Origin of the sequence: Halarsenatibacter silvermanii, assembly GCF_900103135.1 — a bacterium.
GTDB lineage: Bacteria > Bacillota > Halanaerobiia > Halanaerobiales > Halarsenatibacteraceae > Halarsenatibacter > Halarsenatibacter silvermanii.
Window position 1 is genome coordinate 19272 of sequence record NZ_FNGO01000018.1, and the last position, 19306, is coordinate 38577.

The 19306-nt window shown below is 45.5% G+C and carries 15 protein-coding genes; 14 read left to right on the forward strand and 1 reads right to left on the reverse strand.

Annotation, left to right across the window (positions count from 1 at the left end; translation table 11 throughout):
• The first annotated feature begins 33 nt into the window (after positions 1 to 33).
• From ilvC to BLT15_RS09605, 13 genes are all read left to right on the forward strand, one after another.
• Positions 34 to 1026 (forward strand): ketol-acid reductoisomerase, encoded by a 993-nt coding sequence (gene ilvC / locus BLT15_RS09545; RefSeq protein ID WP_089761077.1) that lies wholly within the window; start codon positions 34 to 36, stop codon positions 1024 to 1026.
• 3 nt (positions 1027 to 1029) lie between these two features.
• Positions 1030 to 2568: a 2-isopropylmalate synthase gene (locus BLT15_RS09550; RefSeq protein WP_089761079.1), complete on the forward strand. Its 1539-nt coding sequence runs from the start codon at positions 1030 to 1032 to the stop codon at positions 2566 to 2568.
• A 2-nt stretch (positions 2569 to 2570) separates the two neighbouring features.
• On the forward strand, positions 2571 to 3833 hold the full coding sequence (gene leuC / locus BLT15_RS09555) for a 3-isopropylmalate dehydratase large subunit (protein ID WP_089761081.1): 1263 nt from the start codon (positions 2571 to 2573) through the stop codon (positions 3831 to 3833).
• Positions 3833 to 4336 carry a 3-isopropylmalate dehydratase small subunit gene (gene leuD / locus BLT15_RS09560; protein ID WP_089761083.1) on the forward strand — a complete coding sequence of 168 codons (504 nt, stop codon included), beginning with the start codon at positions 3833 to 3835 and terminating at the stop codon, positions 4334 to 4336. Before leuC ends, leuD begins: the two co-directional genes overlap by 1 nt.
• Before the next feature lies 1 nt (position 4337).
• Entirely contained in the window at positions 4338 to 5384 is a 1047-nt protein-coding gene (locus BLT15_RS09565; RefSeq protein ID WP_089761085.1) for a 3-isopropylmalate dehydrogenase, read from the forward strand.
• A gap of 14 nt (positions 5385 to 5398) precedes the next feature.
• The gene (cimA, locus tag BLT15_RS09570; RefSeq protein WP_200769739.1) at positions 5399 to 6979 is read left to right on the forward strand and encodes a citramalate synthase; all 1581 of its coding nucleotides are present in this window, start codon (positions 5399 to 5401) and stop codon (positions 6977 to 6979) included.
• A gap of 39 nt (positions 6980 to 7018) precedes the next feature.
• Complete coding sequence (locus BLT15_RS09575) at positions 7019 to 8089, forward strand: branched-chain amino acid aminotransferase (protein ID WP_089761125.1); 1071 nt, start codon at positions 7019 to 7021, stop codon at positions 8087 to 8089.
• Between the two features lie 413 nt (positions 8090 to 8502).
• On the forward strand, positions 8503 to 9546 hold the full coding sequence (gene aroF / locus BLT15_RS09580; RefSeq protein WP_089761089.1) for a 3-deoxy-7-phosphoheptulonate synthase: 1044 nt from the start codon (positions 8503 to 8505) through the stop codon (positions 9544 to 9546).
• 12 nt (positions 9547 to 9558) lie between these two features.
• The gene (gene pheA / locus BLT15_RS09585) at positions 9559 to 10449 is read left to right on the forward strand and encodes a prephenate dehydratase (RefSeq protein ID WP_089761091.1); all 891 of its coding nucleotides are present in this window, start codon (positions 9559 to 9561) and stop codon (positions 10447 to 10449) included.
• Between the two features lie 3 nt (positions 10450 to 10452).
• On the forward strand, positions 10453 to 11478 hold the full coding sequence (gene hisC / locus BLT15_RS09590) for a histidinol-phosphate transaminase (protein ID WP_089761093.1): 1026 nt from the start codon (positions 10453 to 10455) through the stop codon (positions 11476 to 11478).
• Positions 11479 to 11510: 32 nt separating this feature from the next.
• Positions 11511 to 13721: a helix-hairpin-helix domain-containing protein gene (locus tag BLT15_RS09595; protein ID WP_234985585.1), complete on the forward strand. Its 2211-nt coding sequence runs from the start codon at positions 11511 to 11513 to the stop codon at positions 13719 to 13721.
• A 206-nt stretch (positions 13722 to 13927) separates the two neighbouring features.
• Positions 13928 to 15361, forward strand: a complete 1434-nt coding sequence (locus BLT15_RS09600) for an FAD-binding oxidoreductase (RefSeq protein ID WP_089761095.1) — start codon at positions 13928 to 13930, stop codon at positions 15359 to 15361.
• An 84-nt stretch (positions 15362 to 15445) separates the two neighbouring features.
• Complete coding sequence (locus tag BLT15_RS09605; RefSeq protein ID WP_089761097.1) at positions 15446 to 16582, forward strand: YkvI family membrane protein; 1137 nt, start codon at positions 15446 to 15448, stop codon at positions 16580 to 16582.
• A 133-nt stretch (positions 16583 to 16715) separates the two neighbouring features.
• Here BLT15_RS09605 and BLT15_RS09610 read toward each other — a convergent pair whose 3' ends face one another.
• Positions 16716 to 18347: a carbon starvation CstA family protein gene (locus BLT15_RS09610; RefSeq protein WP_089761099.1), complete on the reverse strand. Its 1632-nt coding sequence runs from the start codon at positions 18345 to 18347 to the stop codon at positions 16716 to 16718.
• A gap of 242 nt (positions 18348 to 18589) precedes the next feature.
• Here BLT15_RS09610 and BLT15_RS09615 point away from each other — a divergent pair, with 242 nt between their 5' ends.
• On the forward strand, positions 18590 to 19231 hold the full coding sequence (locus tag BLT15_RS09615) for a DUF3786 domain-containing protein (RefSeq protein WP_089761101.1): 642 nt from the start codon (positions 18590 to 18592) through the stop codon (positions 19229 to 19231).
• The last annotated feature ends 75 nt before the right edge of the window (positions 19232 to 19306 follow it).

The window sequence follows — 19306 nt, forward strand, 5'->3', positions numbered from 1 at the left end:
GAATTTAAATCTGCAGAGGGGGTTAGTAATATAATGACGAAAGTGTTTTATAATGAGGATGCCGATCTTAATCTTCTTTCCGAACGCAAAGTAGCAATTATTGGTTATGGAAGCCAGGGACATGCTCAGGCTCAAAACCTCTGTGATTCCGGAGTCGATGTAATAGTGGGTTTACGACAGGGTGGTGAAAGTTATCAGCAGGCCGATGAGGATGGATTTGATCCTCGGCCTATAGCAGAGGCGGCAGAGGCTGCCGACATTGTACAGATCCTGCTTCCGGATACAGTTCAGAAGCAGGTCTATGAGGAGAAGATAGCCGACAATCTTGAGAGCGGTAACGCTCTGGTTTTTTCCCATGGATTTAACATTCATTACCGTCAGATCGTGCCGCCTGAAGATGTAGACGTTTACATGGTGGCTCCAAAAGCTCCCGGACATCTGCTGCGCAGAGTTTTTGAGGATGACCAGGGAGTTCCGGCTTTGATAGCTGTTTTTCAGGACAGCACCGGTCAGGCCCGTGATCTGGCTCTGGCTCAGGCTAAAGGTATAGGCAGCACCAGGGCCGGGGTGTTAAAGACGACCTTTGCTGAAGAGACTGAATCCGACCTTTTTGGAGAACAGGCAGTGCTCTGCGGAGGAGTGACAGAATTGATCAGAGCTGGCTTTGAAACTCTGGTCGATAATGGCTATAGTCCGGAGATTGCCTATTTTGAATGTCTCAACGAATTAAAGCTTATCGTTGACCTTATTTATGAGCAGGGTATAACAGGCATGAGAGAATCAATTTCAGATACTGCTGAATACGGAGATCTGGTGGCCGGTGAAGATATCATAAACGAAAAGTCCCGTGAGGCTATGGAGAATCTGCTGGAAGATGTACAAAACGGCGAGTTTGCCAAGCGCTGGCTTTTGGAAAATAGAGTTGGCCGCCCCTCTTACATTCAGCGCCGGGAAAATCAAAGAGATCATCAGATCGAAAAAGTTGGCAGAAAGCTTCGCAGCATGATGGAATGGCAGGGTGATTGACCTATGACTGTAAAATTTTTCGATACCACTCTCCGCGATGGCGAGCAGTCTCCGGGAGTTAATCTCAATATTAAGGATAAGCTTAGGATAGCCGAGCAGCTGGCTGCTTTGAATGTAGACGTTATAGAAGCCGGCTTTCCCATTTCTTCTGAAGGAGATTTTCGTGCTGTTAATAAAATAGCTGAGGAAGTCTCGGGCCCGATAATAGCCGGATTGGCCCGGACTAAAAAGGAGGATATCGATAGAGCCTGGGAGGCGATAAAGCCTGCTTCCAGGCCCAGAATTCATACCTTCATCGCTACCTCTCAGATCCATATGGAACATAAACTGCGCAAATCACCGGAAGAGGTGCTGGAAGAATCCGTCAGAGCTGTAGAAAGAGCAAAAAGTTATACTGACGATGTGGAGTTTTCAGCTGAAGATGCAGTCCGCAGCGACAGGGATTTTCTCTGTGAGCTTTTTGAAGCAGTTATCGAAGCGGGAGCTACCACAGTCAACATACCCGATACTGTCGGTTATTCTGTCCCCCATGAATTTGGAGGGCTGGTAGCGTATATACGCGAAAACGTCAGTAATATTTCCGAGGCAGATATGAGCATTCACTGCCATGATGATCTGGGGCTGGGAGTTGCCAACTCTCTGGCTGCCGTGGAAGAAGGAGCTGTTCAGATTGAATGTGCGGTTAATGGTATTGGTGAGCGGGCTGGCAATGCTGCCCTGGAGGAGATTGCTTTAGCTCTTCATACCCGCAGGGATTATTACGATAAAGATCATTCCTTAAATCTGCAGGAGGTTCACCGTACAAGCCGTCTGGTCAGCAATTTAACCGGCATGGAAGTTCAGCCCAATAAAGCTGTTGTCGGCGAAAATGCCTTTGCTCATGAAGCAGGAATTCACCAGGATGGAGTCTTAAAAGAACGTACCACCTATGAAATAATGGATGCAGAAACGATCGGTCTGGAAGAGAATAAAATCGTTATGGGCAAGCATTCAGGCCGCAGCGCTTTCAGGCAAAAGCTTTCTGAGCTGGGTTATGATCTTGACGATGAAAAGCTGAATGATGCCTTTTTGAGGTTTAAAGAGCTGACCGACAGAAAGAAAGAGATTACCAATCTCGATCTTGAAGCTATAGTTGAAGGTCAGCTGGTTCAGCGCGAGCAGATTCTCGAGCTTAAAAAGCTCCAGGTTACTACCGGAATGGGTATTTCTACCACTACGGTCCATATGGAATACAGAGGCGAAAAGGTGCTGGAATCGGCCTGTTCTGAAGGGGGGCCGATAGATGCCACCTATGAAGCGATAAATAAAGTTTCCGGACATGATTGCCGCCTTTTGCTTTTCAAAATAGATGCCATCACCGGCGGCAAAGACGCCCTGGGACATGTTACTGTCAAGCTGACCAAAAGCGGCATAGACGAGAGAGAGGAGGATGTTTATCTGGGCCGGGGAGTCAGCACTGACATCGTCAACGCCAGTGCGATCGCCTATATAAACGCTACCAACAGAATTCTTACAGAGCAGGAAAGAGAAGGGAGCTCATAAAAATGTCGATGACAATGGTGGAAAAAATTCTCGCCGATCATGCCGGTCGCAGTCAGGTCGAGCCCGGAGATATAGTAGAAGCCGAAGTTGATCTGGTCCTCGGCAACGATATAACCACTCCGGTGGCTATTGATGAATTTGTAAAGATAGGAGTTGATCAAGTTTTCGATCGCAGCAAGATTGCCCTCGTACCTGATCATTTTGCTCCCAATAAGGATATTCAAAGCGCCGAACAATGCAAGAGGCTGAGGGATTTCGCCGATAAATATGAAATAGAGAATTATTTTGAAGTTGGAGAGATGGGCATAGAGCATTGCTTATTGCCCGAAAAGGGACTGGTGCTGCCCGGTCAGATTGTCATCGGAGCTGATTCCCACACCTGCACCTACGGGGCTTTTGGAGCTTTAGGTACCGGGATTGGCAGTACAGATATGGCTGCTGCTATGGCGGCCGGCGAGACCTGGTTTAAGGTTCCTCCAACGATTAAGATCAATTATCAGGGAGAACTGGATGAGTGGGTCGAGGCCAAGGATTTGATTTTATACACTATAGGCGATTTAGGAGTTGATGGAGCTTTATATAAAGCCCTGGAATTCACAGGCGAAGTTATAGAATCGCTGTCGATGGCCGGCAGGATGACTGTATCCAATATGGCCATAGAAGCTGGAGCAAAATGCGGACTTATAGCTCCTGACAGCACAACCGAAAATTATCTTGCCGGCAGAACTGAAGCTGATTACGAATGTTTTTACAGCGATGAGAATGCCGATTATGAGCGGGAAATAAATTATGATGTGGGGGAAATAGAACCTCAGGTGGCCTTTCCTCATCTACCTGAAAACACCAGAAATATTAGTGATATAGATAATATTGCTATTGATCAGGTGGTCATAGGATCCTGTACCAATGGCAGGCTGGAAGATCTCAGAACAGCTGCCGGTATACTGGAGGATAAAGTTAAATCTAATGGGGTCAGGTTAGTTATTTTTCCAGGCACTCAGGAGATCTACCGCCAGGCAGTAAAAGAAGGAATAATCGAAACACTGGTTGCTGCTGGAGCCGCGGTGAGCACTCCCACCTGCGGGCCCTGCCTGGGTGGTCACATGGGAGTTCTGGCAGAAGGTGAAAGAGCTGTTTCTACTACCAATCGAAACTTTGTGGGCAGAATGGGCCATCCTGAAAGCGGGGTTTATCTGACCGGTGCGGCAGCAGCAGCAGCATCAGCTGTGGCCGGCAGAATAGCTTCCCCCGAGGAGGTCATGTAATGAGTATAGACAGAATATCTGGTAATGCATGGAAATATGGAGACGATATAGACACCGATGTAATAATACCGGCTCGATATCTCAATACTTCCGATCCAGCTGAACTGGCAGAGCACTGCCTGGAAGATCTGGATGAAAATTTTGCTGAGGATGTGGAGAAAGGAGATCTTCTTGTGGCAGGAGAAAACTTCGGCTGTGGCAGCTCCCGGGAGCACGCTCCTCTGGCAATAAAAGGTGCTGGTGTTAGCTGTGTGATAGCTTTCTCTTTTGCCCGAATATTTTATCGCAATGCTATAAACATCGGTCTTCCCATACTGGAAAGCAGGCAGGCTGCTGAAAATATAGAAGAAGGAGATAAAGTTGAGGTCGATGTGGATTCAGGAATCATTCATAACATAACAGCAGATGAAAAATACAGGGTAGATCCTTTTCCCCCTTTTATTCAGGAACTTATTGAGGCGGGCGGTTTGATAGCCTATACTAAACGAAAGGTTGGAAGTTAAAATGAAATTCGATATAGCTCTTATACCTGGTGATGGAATCGGACCGGAAGTCTTAGATGAAGGAGTTAAGGTGCTGGAAAAACTTCAGCATACCAGCGATCTAAGTTTTAATTTTCAGGAATTCCCCCAGGGAGCAGATCATTATCTGGATACAGGCGAGTTAATAGCTGATGAGTCCATGGATGAGCTTGGGGAATTTGATGCTGCTCTTATGGGGGCTGTGGGTGATCCACGCGTAAAACCAGGAGTTCTCGAGCGGGGCATTCTTTTGAAAATACGTTTTTCTTTCGATCAATATATAAATTTGAGACCGATCAGACTCAGGGACAGTAAATATACTCCTTTGAAGAATAAATCTCCTGAAGATATCGATATGGTTGTTGTGAGGGAAAACACTGAAGGTCTTTACGCCAACAGCGGCGGATTTTTGAGAAAAGGAACCTGTGAAGAAGTTGCTATTCAGGAAATGGTGAATACCTATCACGGCGTCAGCAGAGTTATCAGGTATGCCTATGAATATGCTGTTGAGAGCGGAAGAAATTTGACCCTCTGTGATAAGTGCAATGTTCTTGGTTATGCCCATGATCTCTGGCAGAGATGTTTCCAGGATATAGGAGAAGATTTCCTGGAGGTAAAAAAAGACCATGTGCTGGTCGATGCACTTACCATGAAAATGGTAAGAAACCCTGAAGAACTCGATGTCGTTGTAACCTCCAATATGTTTGGAGATATTATCACTGATCTGGGAGCTGAGCTGCAGGGAGGAATGGGCATGGCTGTGTCGGCCAATATTAATCCGGAAGGTCTTTCCATGTTCGAGCCAGTTCATGGTTCGGCCCCGGACATAGCCGGTAAAGGCATCGCCAATCCCCTGGCTGCAGTGCTGGCAGCAGCTTTTATGGTAGAAGAACTGGGAGCTGAAAAAGAAGCAGCGAAAATCCGAGCGGCAGTTGACCGCGCCTTAGAGGAGCAGCAGCTTACTGCTGATATGGAAGGAGAGTTAACAACCTCCGAGTTAGGTGACTTTATCTGCAGCATTCTTGAGTAGGAGGTATTAGAGAGATGATAGAAATATTTGATACGACCCTGCGAGATGGTACTCAGCAGGAAGGAATATCTTATTCCACGGAGGATAAGATTCATATAACCCAAAAACTTGATGAGCTGGGGCTTGATTATGTAGAGGGAGGCTGGCCCGGTTCCAACCCCAAAGACATAGAGTATTTCGAAAAAGTGAAAAGTCTGGACCTGGAAAACACCACCGTGGTTGCTTTCGGCAGCACCAGAAGGCCCGGGCTCAGCCCTGAAGAGGATAGAAACCTCGAGGCTTTGATCAATGCTGGGGTAGAGGCTGTGGCAATTTTCGGAAAGAGCTGGGATCTTCATGTCACAGATGCTCTGGACACCACACCTGATGAGAATCTCAAGATGATTGCCAGCTCTGTCAAATTTCTCAAATCCCGTGGGCTGGAAGTTATATTCGACGCCGAGCATTTTTTTGATGGATTTGATTCGGATAGCGATTATGCTCTGGAAGCTGTCAGCGCCGCCGAAGACGCGGGAGCTGATAGAGTGGTGCTCTGTGACACGAATGGTGGATTTTTGCCCGGCGATATTCGCAGAATTTACCGGGAGGTAAAAGAGGTTTTATCTTCACCCCCGGGAATACATCCTCATAATGACACCGGTCTGGCGGTGGCCAATGCTCTGGCTGCAGTTGAGGAAGGAGCCAGGCATGTACAGGGCTCTATTAATGGTTATGGTGAGAGATGCGGCAATGCCAATCTATGTCATCTGATCCCCAATCTTCAGATTAAAAAAGGGTATGAAGTTCTGGGCGATGGAGATTTGAGCAAACTCACCCCCACAGCCAGATATGTCAGCGAGATTGGTAACCTAAACCCTCCTACCAGTGATCCCTTTGTAGGAGAAAGTGCCTTTGCTCATAAAGGCGGTATACATGTTAGCGCTGTGATGAAAAACCCCGAGACCTATGAGCATATAGATCCGGAGATAGTCGGCAATGAAAGGAGAGTACTGGTATCCGAATTATCGGGAAAAAGCAATCTTCAGTATAAAGCCGAAGAGCTCGGAATAGAGCTGGAAGATGGAGAAGAGTCTCGTGAGATCCTGGATAGAATCAAAAAACTTGAACACAAGGGTTATAACTTCGAGGGGGCTGAAGCTTCTTTTAAGCTGCTTATAGATAGAATGCGCGGCGAGTATCAGCGACTTTTCACCCTGGAAAAAGTCAGAATACTTACCGATAAAAAAGGTGAAGGAAAGCCTATTTCGGAGGCTGTTATTAAAGTCAGCGTGCGAGGAGAACAAAAACATACGGCAGCTGAAGGAGTTGGTCCGGTAAATGCTCTCGATAAGGCTCTGCGCAAGGCTCTTATAGAGTTCTATCCCTCACTGGAATCTCTTTATCTAATAGATTACAAGGTTCGGGTGATCGATGGCAGCGATGGTACAGCAGCCAAAGTCAGAGTTCTCATCAAAACAGGCAATGGCACCAGGAGCTGGGGAACAGTTGGTGTATCGACCAATATCATTGAGGCAAGCTGGCGGGCTGTAGTTGACAGTATTGAGTATGGAATCAGGCTGGAAAGAAAAGAAAACCAGGGAGAACTGGTTTCTTAAAAATAATGAAATCATGGAGTGATAAACTTGCCAGAAACTATCGATGAACAGATAACTATTGAGAAAACAAAAGACCCTAAAGAGATTCCGGCTGATGATGATCTGGATTTCGGCAGGCTTTTTTCTGATCACATGTTTATGATGGAATATGAGTCCGGGAAAGGCTGGCATGATCCTCAAATCATACCCTATCAACCTCTGGAAATTGATCCGGGATCATCTTTCTGTCATTATTGTCAGGTTACTTTTGAGGGTATGAAAGCCTATCGCAACGAAGATGATGAGATAATGCTTTTTCGTCCTGACAAGAATGCTGAACGACTTAATAATTCCAACCGCAGAATGTGCATGCCCGAGCTCGATCCAGAATTTTTTATAAAAGCGGTAAAAACTCTGGTCGATGTTGATAGTGATTGGGTGCCGTCCAGCGAGGGCACATCTTTATATATTCGACCTTTTATCGTCGCCACCGAGAAATATCTAGGATTAAAATCCTCTGATAGTTATAAATTTCTCATCATAGCTTCTCCTGTCGGCTCTTACTATCCGGAAGGTTTAAAACCCACCGAGATCAAGGTGGAAACTGAATATGTTCGCTCTGTCAAAGGGGGGACAGGGGCAGCAAAAACAGGAGGTAATTACGGCAGGAGTCTTCTGGCCCAAAATCAGGCTGCAGAAGAGGGATTCGATGGAGTATTGTGGCTTGATGGCAGGGAAAGAAAATATGTGGAAGAAGTGGGAGCGATGAATGTTTTCTTCCGCATAGATGATACTATTGTTACTCCTTCGCTAGAGGGAACCATCCTGCCCGGTATAACCAGAGATTCGGTCATTAAAATTCTCGAAGACCGGGGAGAAGAAGTTGAAGAAAGAAAACTGGAGATTGAAGAGCTGGCTCAGGCCTATCGAAATGGTTATCTACAGGAAGCTTTCGGTACAGGTACCGCTGCAGTTATAGCTCCGATAGGCAGGATACAATGGGAGGATTTGAATATGGAGATTAATGATAGAGAAGTAGGACCTCTCACCAGCGAAATTTATGATATTTTAACCGGCATTCAAAGAGGGCGGATAAAGGATAAATACGACTGGACAGACAAAGTGAAATAAATAATTAATCAATTTTCGGAGGTTTTTCTTGACAGGGGCCTTTTGCTCTGCTATAATTTCTACAACATCTTAAAAATAAGCTGACATCATTAAGTAAAAATATAATCAAAGGTGACAACAATGCCGAAGGGGCTTAAGTAAGTCTCCAGCCATCAATTGTGTGCCGCTGGCTCGAGACCGAATTTCACCCCGGAATTGCCGGCCGAAAGCAGAGTAGGCTGGGCCGTAATCCGTCGTTATCCGGTGAGGAAGTGATTGCTTCCAACATATGAGTGAACTTTTCGGATGAAGTATATCTTCTCATATCTTTTTCCGGAAAGTTCAATCAGGTGGTACCGCGACTATTAAAGGTCGCCCTGATAAGGGGCGGCCTTTTTTGATTCAAAATTTATTTTTAGCAAGGAGGAATTAAAATGCTCATCAAGATGAAAAATGCCACCAGGGAGGACAAACTGGAAGTTCGGAAAAGATTGCCAGGAGAAGAGTTGGAGATAATACCTTTCGGTCAGCACGAGATCATCATAGCTAAACTGGACAGGAAGAGAGATGAATATTCCCGGGATCTTCAGGAACAGCTGAGTTCAGCACCAGCAGTTGAGGAAGTTATTACGATATCGGAACCCTATCAGCTGACCTCTAGAAAGCTCAAACCTGAAGGAAGCGTGGTCGATGTAGATGGAGTAAAAGTTGGAGATGAAACGCCTGCTGTTATGGCAGGTCCATGTTCGGTCGAGAATAGAGAGCAGCTTTTGCAGACTGCGGAAGCAGTTAAAAAAGCGGGAGCTGAAATTCTCAGAGGAGGAGCATTCAAACCCCGTACTTCTCCCTATTCATTTCAGGGGCTGGGAGAGAAAGGGCTGGAACTTCTGCAGCTGGCCAGAAAAAAGACAGGACTCAAGATTGTAACTGAGCTTATGGATGTCGAACACCGTGATCTGGTGGCTGAATATACCGACATTATTCAGATCGGATCCCGCAATATGAAAAATTATTCGCTTCTTAAATCCATCGGTAAAATAGACAAGCCTGTCATGCTAAAAAGGGGGATGGCTTCTCCGGTAAAGGACTGGCTTCTGGCTGCTGAATACGTTATGTCACAGGGCAATCATAGGGTTATGCTCTGTGAAAGAGGAATAAAAACATTCGGCGAGGACACCCGCTACACTATGGATTTGAGTTCTATACCTCTGGTCAAAGAGAAAAGTCATCTGCCTGTCATAGCAGATCCCAGTCACGGTACCGGTCGCTGGGAACTGGTTATTCCCATGGCCAGAGCCGCTGTGGCCTGTGGTGCCGATGGCCTGCTGGTTGAGGTTCATCCAGAACCGAAAAAAGCACTTTCAGATGGGCCGCAGTCGCTTAAGCCTGAAAAATTCGCCAGAATGATGAAAGAGATAAGGCAGTTAAACGAGCTTGATAAAATGGATGATATTCTGCGGGAAGCCGCTTCTTTTTAGGAGGTAAATTTCATGGAAATATTATATCTGGGACCGGAAGGAACTTTTACAGATATGGCCGCCCGCCGCTATTTTGGCGGCTGCGATGAACACGAATTTCATCCCCGGCCGGATATAGGTGAACTGGCCCGGGAAGTCGATGAAAATGATGGGCTCTGGGGAGTAATTCCCATTGAGAATTCGCTGGAAGGATCTGTTAATCTCACGCTGGATCTGCTGGCTCACGAGATCGATGTAAAAATAGGTGCGGAGATGAATCTGCGTATAAATCATTATCTTATCGGAAAAAATGATCAGAATCCGGCCGAGATCCGGAGGATAATTTCTCATCCTCAGGCGCTGGCTCAATGCCGCCAGAATTTAAACAGGATAATTTCGGGGGAGTTCGAAACAGAATCTACTTCGAGCACGGCCGCCGCAGTTAGTGAGCTAAAAAAAAGAGATAATAGGACGGCGGCTATCGGCACCCGCAGAGCTGCGGAAAATAACGACCTGGAAATTCTGGTCGAACAGCTGCAGGACAATATTTCCAACTGGACCCGTTTTATATTGATAGGACCTGAGGATAGACCTGATTTTGGTCATGACGAAACCATAAAGACCTCGCTTATCTCTATACCTGTAGAAGATCGTCCGGGAATTCTTTATGAAATACTGGAAGAATTCGCGGTCAGGGAATTGAATTTGACCAAAATTGAATCACGTCCAACCCGCCAGGAACTCGGTGAATATCTCTTTTTTATAGATTTTGAGGGGAGCAGATATAAAGAAGAGGCAGATAGAGCTATTGCAGGCGTGGAGGAAAAATCCTCCCATCTCAAAATTTTGGGCAGTTATCCTGTCTATGAAAATAATTATGGGAAAATCGAGACCCCGCTTTGTGAAAAAACAGGAGGTAAATAAGAGATGCCAACTGCAAAACAGCTTGATCAAAATGAGTCGGTCATAAGGTTGAGTTCCAATGAAAACCCGCTGGGCTGTTCGCAAAAAGCCAGAGAGGCGCTTGAATCTCAGCTCGATCTGGTGGACTGCTATCCCAGCAGGACTTCTGATGATTTGCGAGCCAGCCTGGCAGATTTTTATGACATTTCGCCGGAAAAAGTTTTTACAGGCAACGGATCTGATGAAATAATCGGGCTTCTGGTACAGAACACTTCCGCTGAAAAAGAGATAATTTATCCTCATCCGTCTTTTATCAAATACAGGTTCAATATTAAAAATCGCGGCAGGATAGGAAAGAAAGTTCCGCTGACAGATAACTACAGGGTCGATCTTCAGGCCATCGAGGCTGAGATAAATGAGGATACGGGCCTAATATTTATCTGTGATCCCAACAATCCCACAGGTACAATCCAGAAAGAAAAGCGCCTCCGAGATTTTTTAAAAGCAGTTCCAGAAAAAGTAACGGTTGTACTTGATCAGGCCTATTACGAGTATGTAACCAGAGAAGATTATTTTCGGGGGCACGATGAATTGGGCAATTATCCCAATCTGATTATCCTGAGAACTTTTTCTAAGGCATACGGTCTGGCCGGTGTGAGAGCCGGTTATGCGCTGGGCAATCCGGATCTAATAGAAGAACTTGATAAAATAAGAGATACTTTTAACCTGAATAGATTTGCCCAGGCTGCTGCTCAGGCAGCGCTGGAAGATCAGGAACATATAAATAAGAGCAGAGAATTTAACCTGCGCGAGAAAGATTATCTCTGTCGGAATCTGGAAGAGATGGGGCTTACATGTGTTCCCTCTCAGGCCAACTTTATTTTTGTGAAAACACCTCAGAAAGGCGAAAAAATCGCCTCAGAGCTGGAAAAAAGAGATATTCTGGTAAAAGCAGGCGCGGTGATTGGAGATGATCATGCTATCAGAATTACTGTAAGCAGCCGCGAACAGAACGACAAATTTTTGAGAGAATTGCAGGATATAATTTGAGCTGATTGAACAATAGGGAGGATGGAGATAATTTGAGATTTGATCTATCTAAAAGTTCAAGGAGAGCTATAGCTGAAGAGCTTGAACTCGATACTGATCAGGTAAAAACGGTAATGGAACTTTTCAATGATGGAAGAACAATACCTTTTCTGGCTCGCTATCGCCGGGAAAAGACAGGAGGGCTGGATGATGCCCGGCTGCGTGAATTGAAAAACAGGCTTGAGTACGCTGAAAACCTGGAGCAGGAAAAAGAAAAGGTTAAAAAGAAGCTAAGAGATAAAGGCAAATACAGCAAAGATCTGGCTGCAGCTCTTGATCGGGCAGAAACCGTTCAGGAAGTAAAAGATCTCTATGCTCCCTATCGTTCCCGTCGCAGGACCAGAGCTGATAGAGCAGCAGAACAGGGTCTGACGCCTCTGGCAGAAATAATATGGGAACAGAAGCTTACATATCCGGAACTAAAAACCAGAGCTGAAAAATTTGTGAATAAAGCTGGAGAGAAGATTGAAGATGCCCCACAGGCTCTTGAGGGCGCTGGAGATATACTGGCCGATCAAATAGCCAAAGATCCGGAGCTAAAAGGACGGGCCCGTCGTCTTTTCTGGCAGCAGGGCAGAATAGAAAGCTCTCTTAAGGATGTTAAGCTGGATGAAAAGGGAGTCTACGAACAATATTATGATTTTTCTCAGCCGGCAGCTGAGGTTCCAGATTTTAGAGTGCTGGCTCTGGACCGGGCGGAAGAAGAAGGTATTTTACGGGTCAAAATAAATCCGCCGGCTCAAAAAATTATAAAGGAGATGGAGAAGAGGATAATAGAGTCAGGATCTCCCCTCAAAAAGCTTTTACAGGATATAATTGCTGATGCGTTTAAAAGATTGATGGGACCTTCTTTAGAGCGTGAGGTCAGATCCAGCCTTACAGAATCAGCACATGCCCATGCCCGTGAGGTATTTTCAGAAAACCTGGAAGCCCTATTGATGCAGCGTCCTCTGCCGGGAAAGATAATTCTGGGTATAGATCCGGCTTTTCGCACCGGCTGTAAGCTGGCAGTTATCGATGGTGAAGGTCATCTTTTAAATATAGATGTTATTTATCCTCATTCTCCTAAATCCCGCCAGGCTGAGGCAAAAGAGAAGCTGAAATATCTCGCAGATGAATACGAGGTCGACATCGCTGCTTTGGGCAATGGCACAGCTTCACGGGAAACAGAATCACTGCTGGACGAATTTAACCGAGAAAACGAGGAAGAGCTTCCTTATACTGTGGTAAGCGAAGCAGGAGCTTCTGTGTATTCCGCCTCTAAGCTGGCGGCCAGAGAATTTCCCGGTCTGGATGCAGAACAGCGGGGTGCAATTTCGATAGCGCGCAGACTTCAGGATCCGCTGGCGGAGCTGGTAAAAATCGACCCCCGGTCCGTGGGGGTCGGACTGTATCAGCATGATATAGACAGCAGTGCTCTGCTGTCCGAGCTGGAAGAGACAGTCGAAAAAGTGGTAAACAGAGTCGGAGTTAATCTAAACACAGCTTCTCCATCTCTGCTGGCATATGTTTCCGGACTTAATTCATCTCAAAGCCAGAGCATCCGTGATTATCGGGAAAAAAAGGGCAGTTTTGACCGCCGGGAAGAGCTTTTGAACGTTAAAGGAATAGGGCCGAAAACTTTTGAAGAGTCAGCAGGTTTTTTGAAAATTTACAGCGAGGCTGATCCGCTGGCAAGAACTTCGATTCATCCTGAATCCTATGAAACTGCCGAGAGATTGCTTGGTGAGCTGGGTTTTCAAATATGCGATCTGAATCAAAGGGAAGAAGAGGTAAAAACTCGATTAAAAGAAGCGCTGGACAGGGAGGTTTTGAACCCAGCCAGGATAGCCAGTGATATGGGGACAGGAGAATATACTCTGGAACAGATTGTTGCCGATCTTCTGGCTCCTGACCGTGATCCTCGCAATGAGCTGCCCGGACCTGAATTTCGGACCGGGATTAGAGACCTGAAAGATGTAGAACAGGGTGATGTTCTGAGGGGAACGGTTCGCAATGTTGTTGATTTTGGAGCTTTTGTTGATGTGGGGTTAAAAGTAGATGGATTGATCCATATCTCCGAACTGGCCGAAGAATATGTGGAAAGCCCTTTCGATATCGTCAGTACAGGGGAGCTGGTAAAAGTGAAAGTTCTCCAGGTTGATAGAGATAGAGAACGCATCTCATTAAAGCGTTTAAGCACTTTTGAGCGGGACTTTCGTTAAAAATTTTGCAGTTTTTTTCAGAATAGCGAATTTAATAATTTTGGTTCTTATCAATAACTACATTATGATGAAATATGTATAATTAAGCATCTTTTTATTGTTAACAGCCAAAAAATGTGATAAGATTAAAGCATGTTATTTTTTGAAAAACTACATTAATGATTGTCGATGCTCAATAGCCATAATCAAAAGGGGAATTTTAAAACATGGAAGTTGTCAAAGACCGGAGTTTGATCAAAGAGCTTGAGGAAATAGTCGGTCCCAGATGGGTTGATACTGATCCTGATAGAGTTCTTAGCTACGCTGGTGAATATACCAACGATGCTTTCGATCAGCTGGCTCCCGAACCTGTACCGGGCTCAATAGTTGTCAAACCTGAAGGGGCCAAAGAAATATCTGAGATACTGGGGGTGGCCAATAAAAGGGAAGTTCCCGTCGTCCCCAAAGGAGGTGCTACAGCTGTAGCGGGTAATGGAATTGTCACAGAACCCAGCATTATTCTGGTGCTCGAGCGACTTAACAATAGAATAGAGATAGATGAGACCAATCTGACCGTCACCTGTGATGCAGCAGTCACACTGGGAGAATTGTTGGAGGAAATGGAATCTCATGATAAGCTGCATTTTCCTCTCCATCCCGGCGATGAAGGAGCTCAGCTGGGGGGCATGGCAGTTATGAATGCCGGAGGTGTCAGGGCTGTCAGAGATGGCATTATGAGAGATCAGATCACCGGGTTAAAAGCGGTGCTGCCCACAGGAGAGATCGTCGATTTCGGAAATAGCTCCGGAAAGCTGGTGAAAAATAATGCTGGTTACGATCTGACTCAGCTTATAATCGGCAGTGAAGGGACTCTGGGGGTCATAACCGAGGTGACTCTTAAATTAAAACCCATAAAGTCAGCAGGCGCTACTCTCATCATTCCTTTTGAGGAGAGAGGCAGAGCCTTTGCTGCAGTACCTGCTATACTAAAAGAGGGTATAAAGCCTGTTGCGATTGAGTATGTCGAAAAGGATTCTATCATCGCATCAGCTGAAGATTTGGGCAAGGACTGGCCGGCCAGATCTGGAGAAGGCCATCTGATGATAATACTGTCTGAGGATGATGAGGAAAAGCTTTACAGCAGGGCTGCTGAAATAGAGAATATAAGCCAGAATTATGGGGGTTTAAACACTCTTATCGCCGAAACAGAGCAGGAGCAGCGAGATTTGCTGGAAATACGAAGTCATTTTGTGCTGGCTCTCGACAATGAGCTGATTGATATTCCTGATATAACTGTTCCGGTGAGCGAACTCGATAGGATTATGAGTGAAATTGAATCACTTTCGCAGGAGTATGACGCAGAGGTTACAATGCTGGCGCATGCCGGAGATGGCAATCTGCATCCCTTTATCATGAAATCTGATGATGAGGACGGAAAAATCTCTGATGAATTTTATAAATTCAAGCGGAAGATGTACGAGGCGGCCATCAGTATGGGTGGAACTATTACCGGCGAACACGGAGTAGGCCTTATGCGCAAAAAGGAGCTAAAACTTCAGTATACGGAAAGAGAATTGGAAATCATGAAGAGTATCAAACGCGCTTTTGATCCTCAAAACATACTCAGTCCTGGCAAAATCTTTGAAATGGAAAAGCGATAAAACTTCAGAAATAGCTGATATGGAGAATATTCAAAATAATTAAGATAAGAGCAGCGAGTATAATAAGTACTGGAGGTATGAGAAATGTCTTTTAAGCGGTTTTCAGGAATTTTTGGGGTAGCCTCGGTCTGGCTCACCACTCACTTCGGGGGAGGATTTGCCTCCGGCCGACAGATCATTGATTTTTATGCCAATCACGGCTGGTATGCTGTATTTATGCCTGTAATTGCCATGGCATTGCAGGCCTGGGTTATGTATTATGTCTGGATGTACGCCGGGGCTTCGCGCACTTTCGAATATGGAAGCTGGGCCAGAGGTTTTTACAAACCCTGGCAGAAGGCAGCTGTGCCTTTATTTGAAATTTCCTATGTAATACTTCTTCTGGTGGCGACTTCAGTGGCTTTTGCCACTGGAGGTGCGACCGTCAGAGACATGCTGGGCACTCCCTATATCTTAAATACTATATTGATTGCTATAGCGATTTTTCTCCTGACTATAAAGGGAGCTAAGGCTATACGGGGTGCTTCTTCCTTAATTGCGGTAATTGTCATGACAGGTCTGGTGGTTATTTACGGCACCAATGTTGTAGTTGATTTCGAAGAAATAATGATGGTGGTGGGAGAGGGAACCACTGATACCGGACTTTTCCCGGCCGCCTGGAGTATGCTGCTTTATCTGGGATTTCAAATCCTGTGTGTGGGAGGATATGTTGCGGTAGCCCAACCTGTAAAGAGCAGAAAAGATGCCCGGCTGGTGGCCATTCTAGCTTTTCTTGGCAATGGATTGATAATAACTTTGACAAGCCTGGGGATTATGACCCATTACCCTGATATACTGCCGGTCGAAGTCCCCTCAATATATGTAGCAGCTGAGGGAATAGGCGGAAGTTTTGCCCCCTGGGTTGTATCTCTATTGATTCTGCTGGGAGTATTTACCACCGGCGTTAATCTTGTTTATGGAGGCGCCAAAAGAATTGTCGCCTTCTGGGTAAGTGAGACGGCCGAAATTGAAAGGCGCAAGATGATTTTAAGCGCTGGAATTTATGTAATTTTAACCTGGATAATAGCTCTGGCCGGACTGCTGCCCCTGATTCAGGTTGGTTACGGTTATCTGGGATATGTAGGATTATTTCTGGTGGCTCTGCCAGCAATCGCAATTGGCCTGAAAAATTCCGGGAACTGGAATTTTGATCAGGATGAGGATGGAACCCCGACAGAATAAGCAGAAATTTTAATTTCTGAAAGAGTTGATTTGACCGGCAAATTCCAAAAAAAAACAGGGCCAGCTTTTAACAGCTGGCCCCTTTCTTTATTTACACAGAAAAATATAAGTTCGGCCCAAAACCAGAAACAAATCAGGTCTTATCTTCCGCCTTCTCGGTTCCAGGACTTAAAAGCCCCATGGCCATCTTGGCCAGAACTATAGCCAGAATGAATAGTATAACTGCCATGATTCCCAGAATGTAATTAGCATCCAGAAAATTATCGCGGGCTACAAATACCAGGGCTGTTAGAGTGACTGCAAACATGAAGATCATCGGTATTATAACGTGGGTGTTTTTAATACCCCGTCCTGCAAGCCAGACAGCCAGTGAAAGCAGAGCCAGAGCTGCCAGAAGCTGATTGGCCGAACCGAATATAGGCCAGATGGCATCCCAGGCGCCCGAGAGACCAAGAGCTGCGGAAAAGAGTACTGTTACGAAAGTTGCGAAGTACATGTTGCCCAGCAGGCCGGTTTTTTGTCCGCTCACTTCATCTTCTTCGGGCACGAAATATTCCTGGAAAATAAATCTGGCCAGTCTGGTGGCTGTATCAAGGGTGGTCATGGCGAAAGCAGCCACTGTCAGAGAGCCAAAGATTATTCCTATTTCGGTGGGAATACCGAAATTACTTAAAAACCCGCCTACACCGTGGGCAAATAACAGGACCGGACCGCCTTCTGCCAGAAGCTCGGAGGCCTGTCCACCGGTTATGATCGCCGCTGCTATTAAAGCGATAACTGCCAGAAAACCTTCAATAAGCATGGATCCAAAGCCGATCATTTTGGTGTCTTTTTCTTTGTTTAACTGTTTAGCAGTAGTCCCGGAAGATACGAGCGAGTGAAAGCCAGAAATTGCGCCGCAGGCCACCGTCACAAAAAGAATGGGGAACATAAAACCGAGCTCTGTCTGGAAGGATGTGTAGCTGGAAATTTCCATGCTGGGTCTGCCGATTAAAATACCTATGAAAGAACCAATAAGAATGCCGTAGAGCAGAAAGGAGTTTAGATAATCACGAGGCTGCAGCAGCACCCAGACAGGAGTTACAGAAGCTATAAAAATGTAAGCTACGAAGATCCACATCCAGGTGTTTGCTCCCAGGCTGATAGGGAAGTTGACTCCAATATATATACAGAATAAAAGCAGTCCAACACCTATCACTGATAGAGCAGGAAGAGAAAGATTGCTTCTCTTTCTGACCAGTCCGAAACCCACGGCCAGAATTATAAACAGTACTGAAGCTGTAGCAGCTTCCGGTGTGCTGACAAAGGCACCGGCAGTTACGTTCATAAATGCTGCTATTACCAGCACCAGAGTAAGCCAGGCAAAGATACTGAAAAGCTGCTTGCCGGAACGACCGATATTAGCATCTATCACCTGGGCGATGGAGCGGCCTCCATGGCGGACAGAACTGAAAATTGAGCCCATATCGTGTACTGCCCCTATAAATATGCTGCCCAGGATTATCCAGGCAAATACCGGCAGCCAGCCAAATGTGGAGGCGGTTACCGGACCTATGATGGGAGCTGCCCCTGCTATCGAGGCGAAGTGATGTCCCAGGAGAATTGGTTTTTTGGCGGGAACGTAATCGACACCATCTTGTTTCTTATGAGCCGGGGTCAGCCTGTCGTTGTCCACGCCCCATTTACGGGCAAGACTTTTGGCATAGGTCATATAGGCCACCAAAAAACTGGCAAGAGCGACCAGAATTAGGACTGATGAGTTCAAAATACTTACCCCCTCTAGGTAATTAATAGTAATTAATTAAAGGAGCCAATATAAATTCAAATAAAACCCTACGTGTCATTATATACCAATCAGCTTTAAAATTCAAGAAACAAAATTCTTCTTATGAACAATTTTCAAAAATAACCAAAATCAGCTGCAGGAGGAGAAACTTCATCAGGCGTAGAATTATCAAATGAGACCGAATAAATTTACGGGAGGAATTAATTTATGAGGGGATCAAAATGCTAATTTATAATGAAGGAGAAGATGAAAGTTATAAACCGGCTCTGCAGAGGGCCAAGAAAGAGTTTGCAAACAGCGAACCTGAAGAAATAGCAGAAAGAACAGGGCTGGAATACGAAAAAAATAAACAGAGATTTATCATTAATTCTTTTGATCAGCCCTACTCGGTTTACTATCCCGGCGGTGATATCGATGATTCCCAGGCTGAAATCCCTGTAAATCGCGGTATGGAGATAATATTTTTGCACTATCTGCTCAATGGCAATGACTGTCCCCCCAGCGGCAAATTGATGACGATGAAAGAGCTGCCTGATGGAGCTCCTTATGCCGGTCCCTTTCACAGGCAGGCCATAAAACCTCTGAAAGAAATTATGGGAGAGGATCCCTCAGCTCTAAAAAAAGCTGCTGTTGAGCTCGGAGCAGAATTCATGGATAGAGCAGATCTCAGTTTTGAACTCTTTCCGCTCCCTCGTGTACCTATTATTTATCTGCTCTGGCAGGGAGATGAAGAAGTTACAGGTGGCGCCAATCTGGTTTTCGATTCCTCCATAATTATCAAGCTGCATACGGAGGATATTGCTGTAATCGGAGAATATACCACCAGCTTACTTCTGAAAAAAGCCGAGGGAAATATGGTTTGACTTTCTTTGACCTTTATTGTAAAATTGGAGGTGAGGATAATCGTTAAAAAATCCATTTAGTTTATGTTGCGAGGT

Coding starts and splice junctions, on each gene's coding strand:
- ilvC (WP_089761077.1), top strand. CDS start 34: ATGACGAAAGTGTTTTATAATGAGGATGCCGATCTTAATCTTCTTTCC.
- BLT15_RS09550 (WP_089761079.1), top strand. CDS start 1,030: ATGACTGTAAAATTTTTCGATACCACTCTCCGCGATGGCGAGCAGTCT.
- leuC (WP_089761081.1), top strand. CDS start 2,571: ATGTCGATGACAATGGTGGAAAAAATTCTCGCCGATCATGCCGGTCGC.
- leuD (WP_089761083.1), top strand. CDS start 3,833: ATGAGTATAGACAGAATATCTGGTAATGCATGGAAATATGGAGACGAT.
- BLT15_RS09565 (WP_089761085.1), top strand. CDS start 4,338: ATGAAATTCGATATAGCTCTTATACCTGGTGATGGAATCGGACCGGAA.
- cimA (WP_200769739.1), top strand. CDS start 5,399: ATGATAGAAATATTTGATACGACCCTGCGAGATGGTACTCAGCAGGAA.
- aroF (WP_089761089.1), top strand. CDS start 8,503: ATGCTCATCAAGATGAAAAATGCCACCAGGGAGGACAAACTGGAAGTT.
- pheA (WP_089761091.1), top strand. CDS start 9,559: ATGGAAATATTATATCTGGGACCGGAAGGAACTTTTACAGATATGGCC.
- hisC (WP_089761093.1), top strand. CDS start 10,453: ATGCCAACTGCAAAACAGCTTGATCAAAATGAGTCGGTCATAAGGTTG.
- BLT15_RS09600 (WP_089761095.1), top strand. CDS start 13,928: ATGGAAGTTGTCAAAGACCGGAGTTTGATCAAAGAGCTTGAGGAAATA.
- BLT15_RS09605 (WP_089761097.1), top strand. CDS start 15,446: ATGTCTTTTAAGCGGTTTTCAGGAATTTTTGGGGTAGCCTCGGTCTGG.
- BLT15_RS09615 (WP_089761101.1), top strand. CDS start 18,590: ATGCTAATTTATAATGAAGGAGAAGATGAAAGTTATAAACCGGCTCTG.